Origin of the sequence: Nitrososphaera sp. (assembly GCF_037447015.1) — an archaeon.
In the GTDB taxonomy this organism is placed as follows: Archaea; Thermoproteota; Nitrososphaeria; order Nitrososphaerales; family Nitrososphaeraceae; genus Nitrososphaera.
The window spans coordinates 1-5439 of the sequence record NZ_JBBIHK010000065.1 but is presented as its reverse complement, the minus strand read 5'-3'; the positions used below and the strand labels follow the sequence as shown (position 1 = coordinate 5439).

The following is a 5439-nucleotide window of genomic DNA, read 5'->3' as shown; positions in this document are numbered from 1 at the left end:
CCTTCTTTTTAGTGGTACCCAGCTTATCCAGGTACCCCTTGCCGGGTGTGTCTAATTTTAAGGGGTCCGGCCCAAGATGTAGTAGCCGGCGACAGCGACGCCACCCTGGCTGCGGTCTATGTCACTGACTTTACTCCCCTTGCTGTACTCGTGCTTTCCAGTGCGGCAGCTGTGGGCGTCTATGCATTCAGGGAAGAAATCCGGACCATAATAGGAGCGTACAGGAAGGGAAGCGAATAACCATGGTGAGCGAAGTTGTCGCATTCATAATGTTGTCGGCTGCAACCATAGCGGCTAGCGCTCTTATCGCAGGTTACATGGCTTCGGCCGCCCAGTCGACTACGGCGCGCATCAACGACCAGGCACAGAGGCAGGTCCTGATGCTGAGCGAATCGGTGAGTGTCACGGCTACCTACACTTGCGGCGAGTTTTGCGTAGACGTTATGAACAACTCGGGGCGCGAGATCGGCATCAAGTTCGCGTATGATGGCAGCACCGGTAATCCAGTCGCATACCGATTGCTGAACCAGTCCGGCCAGACTGTATCTAAACTGCCAGTTGGTGCGGGCACGATTGCGCTTGCGCCAAGCTCGCTGACCTCTGCAGTCCTGATATCTGAGAATTTTGCAGTCTATAGGGTCGCCTGAAACGAAAACGGAAAAAATGCGGGACGCAGTGCAGGCCGCACGAGCCGCTATTTTGTCGCCTCTCCCTCACCCGCCGCAGACGCGGCCTGCGGGGCTTGCTCTGCGGTGGTCGCGGCAGTCTCCGCTGCAGCAGGCTTCGGAGCAGCTTTTTGCTTGACAGTCCTCGCCTTTGCTTTTCCCTTTGCCTTTGATTTCGCAGTCTTCTTTGTTTTCGCCGTTGCCTTCTTTGCTTTGGCCATTCAGGTCAGCTATCGGTTGTCTCCCGTGTTCTTAAAGTTTGCAAAGCCAAACCGGATTCGAAACGGAAAAGGCGGGACGCAGGTTGAGCCTGCCGTCAAGTCAGTCGATGAACAGCTGCGTGCTCAGGCTCGCGGTGTAGTTGATGTCGCCCTTCACGTACCGGCCATTGCCAACATACACTGTGGCGCTCTCTGAGCTGATGCTGGACAATAGCTTGACAGGGATGTCCACCTGCTGGCCGGGCGTAAGGCCGGTCAGCATGAAAGTAACTGTGCCGGACTTGCTTCCTTCTATTGTGTCGCTGCGGTAGCCAGAGTATGGGGTGTTATAGGCCACAGGGATGCTGAGGCTGCCGCCAGCCCCGAGGTCAAGCGTCGAACTCATGGAGAAAGGGCATCCATAGACGTGGCAGTTCGTCGCGTAATCCCTGGCGCTGGCGTCGTAGTACAGCGTAACTTTGACCGTGGACTTGGGCGCCGGGAACGAATATGTCTGCACGATTTCAGGGCTCGAGTAAAGGGTGGTATAGGTTCGGGAGCAGTGGACTTTGCCGTCCATGGATGTGCTTCCGCCTACGCAATACTGCGGCGGAGGCAGAGGGAATATCCAGCCGTTTGCGCCTATCAAGCCCGCAGTGCCAGAATAAATCGCCACGTAGCCGTCGTACCACCTGTTGTATGCGGGGTCGACGTAGTAACCGAAAGCTACCCCTGTCGTGGCCGAGCCAGAACTGGTTTTGGTGTTCCCAGAAAGCGCGGATATCTCGACAAAACTGGGCCTGACAGTCGCGGTGAGCTGGTCAGTGTTTCCCGGAGGTGTAAACTTGACAGTTACCTTGTTTGTCGGACCTGCTATAGTCACCGGGATTGTCTGGCCTGCGCTGTACTGGATGCTGGAACCGTCAGGAACCAGAGTCACAATTGTGCCATCGGGCGCCTCCCTGGCCACATAATTCACGGTTATGGGCTTTGCGACCGGGATGTAGTAGGTAAGGCTGCCCGTCCCCTTTGCGGGTGGCGAAGGCTTTGCCCACGGGGTGTACGCGCTGTTTGTAAAGTGCTCGTTGGACGCTACAGTCAAGCCCGCCGTTACTGCAAATGAATCGATATAGTCTGCGGGGTCCACGAGGCCGCCATTGGTGGCCGCAGATGCAATCCTGACCGGCAGGACTGTGCCCTTTGATGTCACGCACTTGATATTGTCGGCTGAAACAATGCCTGAGAGTGTGACGTCAATCGCGCTTCCTGATTTGACTGTCTGTCCTACTGCTGTCTTTGCAGCGGCGGGTCTGATGCTGTTTGCAAGTGGAGATACTGCAAGGCAGTGGTCGACTGTCAGCGCAGAAGAGCCGGTGTTCTTTACAGTTGCGATGGTGTTTGAGCCAGAAGTGGCCACAGAAGAGATGTAAGCGTTTGTCTGCTCGTACAGCCTGTCCCGCTCAAGGTCCATCCTTTGCATGCCGGCGCTGTTTGCGGCCTGCTGCGCGGAAAGGGATGTCATCGAGACCGCGCCCACCGCCAGCAAGGATATGGCCGCAGCTGCAATTATCACGGGATTCATGCTCTACACGAAATTCCTGGTGAAGCCGTAAAAAGGGAGAACAGTAACTCACAGCCCTTCGGCGACTATGGTCCGCGTGTACAATTTGCTCTGCAGCTGCGGGCCGTGGTAGTATATCTGGATCCACGCCTGGTAGCTCCTGCCCGCGGTGATGTCGGCGCACCCGTCGGCCGAGACCCTTCTCATCTCGCCCGGGGCTGCGGCCCCGTCCGGTGTCCAGCCGCCAATCCACCAGTCATTGCCGTTATTCTGCCTTATCCGACCGTCAATGTACGTGATAGGGAGGGTGCCGGTGTTCTTGAGTGAAAGCCCCCAGTTCCACTCGCAGGTGCCCTTCCTCAGCTGCACCAGGTGTACCTCTGTCAGGTCTGCGCTGAGGTCCTGTTTTAGAGTTGACGACTGGTTCATGGCGTACGACCCGACAGCCGCTGAAGCCACCACCGCTATGCCGATGAGCGCTATCGTCGCGATGGCCGGCGAGATTGCACGTAACTTTCTCATGCTACCAGAGAATCTGCGCCCATATAACGGGTCAAGTCACCGGACAAATACCGGTATTGTGACCGTGGAGGAGCCTGCGCCCCCGGTAGCTGTAATTATGGCGTTGTACTTCTGGCCGATGGTGACGCGCGCACTTGCCACCGCGTCATATTCCGCAACGTCGGGCCGTCGCAGCCGTCGGAAAGCACGGCAGCACACAGGGTGCAGACGTACTCGCCGTCGGCTACCAATTCCGGCCGGTGACCGGGGCAGTCGCCTGATGCGCGGTCTCCGTGTAATGATGCGGAACGCTCTTTCATTTCGTAATTACTACTCCATGCCCTAGACTTAAAGGTAACTAGTAGTAGCAGTAGTAGTAGCAGTAGTAGTATGATGGAAGGACTATGCGCAACTCGATTACCCCGAAAATGTCGATAGATTCGGTCTGGAACTGGAAACAAGGATGGGCCGGGTTCTTGAAACAGGTCATCAGCCCAGATTGTTCACGACCCTCTTCTACCATGCCCTCAGCCATTTGTTGCCGTACCCAACCTCAAGGCACTGAATGGCTAGTATTGCCATATAACGCCATTTACAGTCCACGAAACCTACCTGATCGGCATACAAGTGATCCATTTTGTACCATTTGTATGCCGACGGACCTGCATACAAGTGATCCATTTTGTACCATTTGTATGCCGACGGACCTGCATACAAGTGATCCATTTTGTACCATTTGTATGCCGACGGACCGAATTGTCAATAATCCACACATGCAGCATTGCTCCCACCGAACCTCTGATTAATCTTAAGTAAGAGAACTGCCATTATTATGGTCGTAGGGAAGTAAATTTACATGGCGCACGAAGAAATCAGCAAGATCCGTGACACTGGGTATAGCAAGGCCGGCCGGAACATCATAAAAGAGGGCGAGCATTTCATTCTCCCGATTGAGATGCCGGCCAAGGTGGAAGGCGTCCACGGCAAGGTACCATTCAACGGCAATGGTGTCATACGAATCGAAGGCTTCAAAGACGACGAGACGGCAAAGCGCGCCGGCTTTCCTGCATGGCGTATGCCGGGCAAAAACATACCTGACACTTTCACGTTTGTTGACGACAAGGCAGGGCCGCTGGTGCGAATGGTGCTTGGAAACGACATGCTCGGGTGGCACAGGGCCCACAAGGCCGGGAGGCTGACCAAGAGGAATGGCGTCAACGTCGTTTGGGATGTCAACGGCGTATCCGGATGGGGATTCTTTGAGGCCGGCAAGAACAATTGGCTGCTGGAATATGCATTGAACAAAATAATGGGATGGAACCTGTTTGACGAAGAGGACGCCTGGAACGTGCTCACAGCTGACACCCTTTCCATGGGATGGCCAAAGGAGCAGATGATGAAGATAAACCTCAGGGAGCACTTTTTCAAGAACACGCTGAATGAGCTGATACTCTTCAGGAAGGCAAGGGGGAGGATGGAGCAGGACCCTGCTGTGCCGATGCCAGAGCTCACAGGTGGTGGAGCCCCGGAGCGGTTCTGGATACTGCGCTATGTGATGGCATCATCTGCCATTGAAAGACATGTCGCAAAGCACCCGGAGCTTGACAACCTTTATCCAGAATGGACGGCCGACGCGCTGGCAACCCAGTATGTCAAAATGATGCAAAAGATAAACTATGTACCCGACGCGCTGGAAGCCCACCTAGAAAACCAGGTTTTCTTGGCTGACGTGGCTGGTAATGTAATAGGGTTAGGTGAAAGCATAGACAAGACCGAGCCGAGGATAATACTATCACCTGAACATGCTTCAGAAGCCTTGCAGGTGGAAAGGACTGCAAATATTGATAACTCCAGTTGGGTCAGATACGAGGGCGGCGTACCGTACATTAACAAACGCATCGAATGGACCGAACTCATACTTGCAGGCAAATGGGAAGAGGCCGCCGAAATCAAAAACAAGGTATACGAGACTTTCCGAGCATACCTCAAGAACGCTGCACAAAATACCGGCAAGGACTTTATGGTGTTATGGCTCGAGAGACAGCCACTCATGCTAATGTGGGAGGTCTTGCAAGCGTATGTTGGCGAATCTGTCCGGCGCGGTCTATGGGACCCTGTAATCTTGACGCCATTGCGCGTCAAAGCACCGGCCAGACAATAAGATTTCCTCGGCACTTTCAGATTGTCAGATATTGGTAGACATCTCAGGTTTCAATATGGCTTACAGAATTGAGGGATAAAATGCTAGCAAAATTAATAAACTAGACTATGATATGTTATTTGTGGAAACGTTCCCACCCAAGGCAACGTTTCCTATAGGATGCAAATTAACTCTGTTGTTTAATGTCATAAATCCTTTGCCTTTCTTCTGAGGTCCCTTCCAGACAGAATCTCAACTTCATATGCATCTTGGTATGCCTTCGCCACTTTCTGTGAGGAGCTTCCGACATAAACTAGCTGACTGTTTGCGTTTTCCCGAGTAAACCGTGTCTATCTCATTTTACTGAACAGT

6 protein-coding genes are annotated in these 5439 nt (G+C 53.7%); 2 read left to right on the top strand and 4 right to left on the bottom strand.

The annotated features are described in order from the left end of the window. Positions 1–242 precede the first annotated feature (242 nt). Positions 243–647 carry a hypothetical protein gene (locus WKI84_RS12805; RefSeq protein WP_337863951.1) on the top strand — a complete coding sequence of 135 codons (405 nt, stop codon included), beginning with the start codon at positions 243–245 and terminating at the stop codon, positions 645–647. Between the two features lie 47 nt (positions 648–694). Here WKI84_RS12805 and WKI84_RS12800 read toward each other — a convergent pair whose 3' ends face one another. From WKI84_RS12800 to WKI84_RS12785, 4 genes are all read right to left on the bottom strand, one after another. Beyond that, complete coding sequence (locus WKI84_RS12800; RefSeq protein WP_337863950.1) at positions 695–886, bottom strand: hypothetical protein; 192 nt, start codon at positions 884–886, stop codon at positions 695–697. Between the two features lie 100 nt (positions 887–986). After that, positions 987–2447: a hypothetical protein gene (locus WKI84_RS12795; protein ID WP_337863949.1), complete on the bottom strand. Its 1461-nt coding sequence runs from the start codon at positions 2445–2447 to the stop codon at positions 987–989. 48 nt (positions 2448–2495) lie between these two features. Beyond that, positions 2496–2948 (bottom strand): archaellin/type IV pilin N-terminal domain-containing protein, encoded by a 453-nt coding sequence (locus tag WKI84_RS12790; RefSeq protein ID WP_337863948.1) that lies wholly within the window; start codon positions 2946–2948, stop codon positions 2496–2498. A 337-nt stretch (positions 2949–3285) separates the two neighbouring features. Beyond that, positions 3286–3417 (bottom strand): hypothetical protein, encoded by a 132-nt coding sequence (locus WKI84_RS12785; protein WP_337863947.1) that lies wholly within the window; start codon positions 3415–3417, stop codon positions 3286–3288. Positions 3418–3783: 366 nt separating this feature from the next. On the opposite strand from WKI84_RS12785, the gene WKI84_RS12780 reads away from it, so the two are divergent. Then, positions 3784–5088 carry a hypothetical protein gene (locus tag WKI84_RS12780; protein ID WP_337863946.1) on the top strand — a complete coding sequence of 435 codons (1305 nt, stop codon included), beginning with the start codon at positions 3784–3786 and terminating at the stop codon, positions 5086–5088. Positions 5089–5439 lie beyond the last annotated feature (351 nt).

Coding starts and splice junctions, on each gene's coding strand:
- WKI84_RS12805 (WP_337863951.1), top strand. CDS start 243: ATGGTGAGCGAAGTTGTCGCATTCATAATGTTGTCGGCTGCAACCATA.
- WKI84_RS12800 (WP_337863950.1), bottom strand. CDS start 886: ATGGCCAAAGCAAAGAAGGCAACGGCGAAAACAAAGAAGACTGCGAAA.
- WKI84_RS12795 (WP_337863949.1), bottom strand. CDS start 2,447: ATGAATCCCGTGATAATTGCAGCTGCGGCCATATCCTTGCTGGCGGTG.
- WKI84_RS12790 (WP_337863948.1), bottom strand. CDS start 2,948: ATGAGAAAGTTACGTGCAATCTCGCCGGCCATCGCGACGATAGCGCTC.
- WKI84_RS12785 (WP_337863947.1), bottom strand. CDS start 3,417: ATGACCTGTTTCAAGAACCCGGCCCATCCTTGTTTCCAGTTCCAGACC.
- WKI84_RS12780 (WP_337863946.1), top strand. CDS start 3,784: ATGGCGCACGAAGAAATCAGCAAGATCCGTGACACTGGGTATAGCAAG.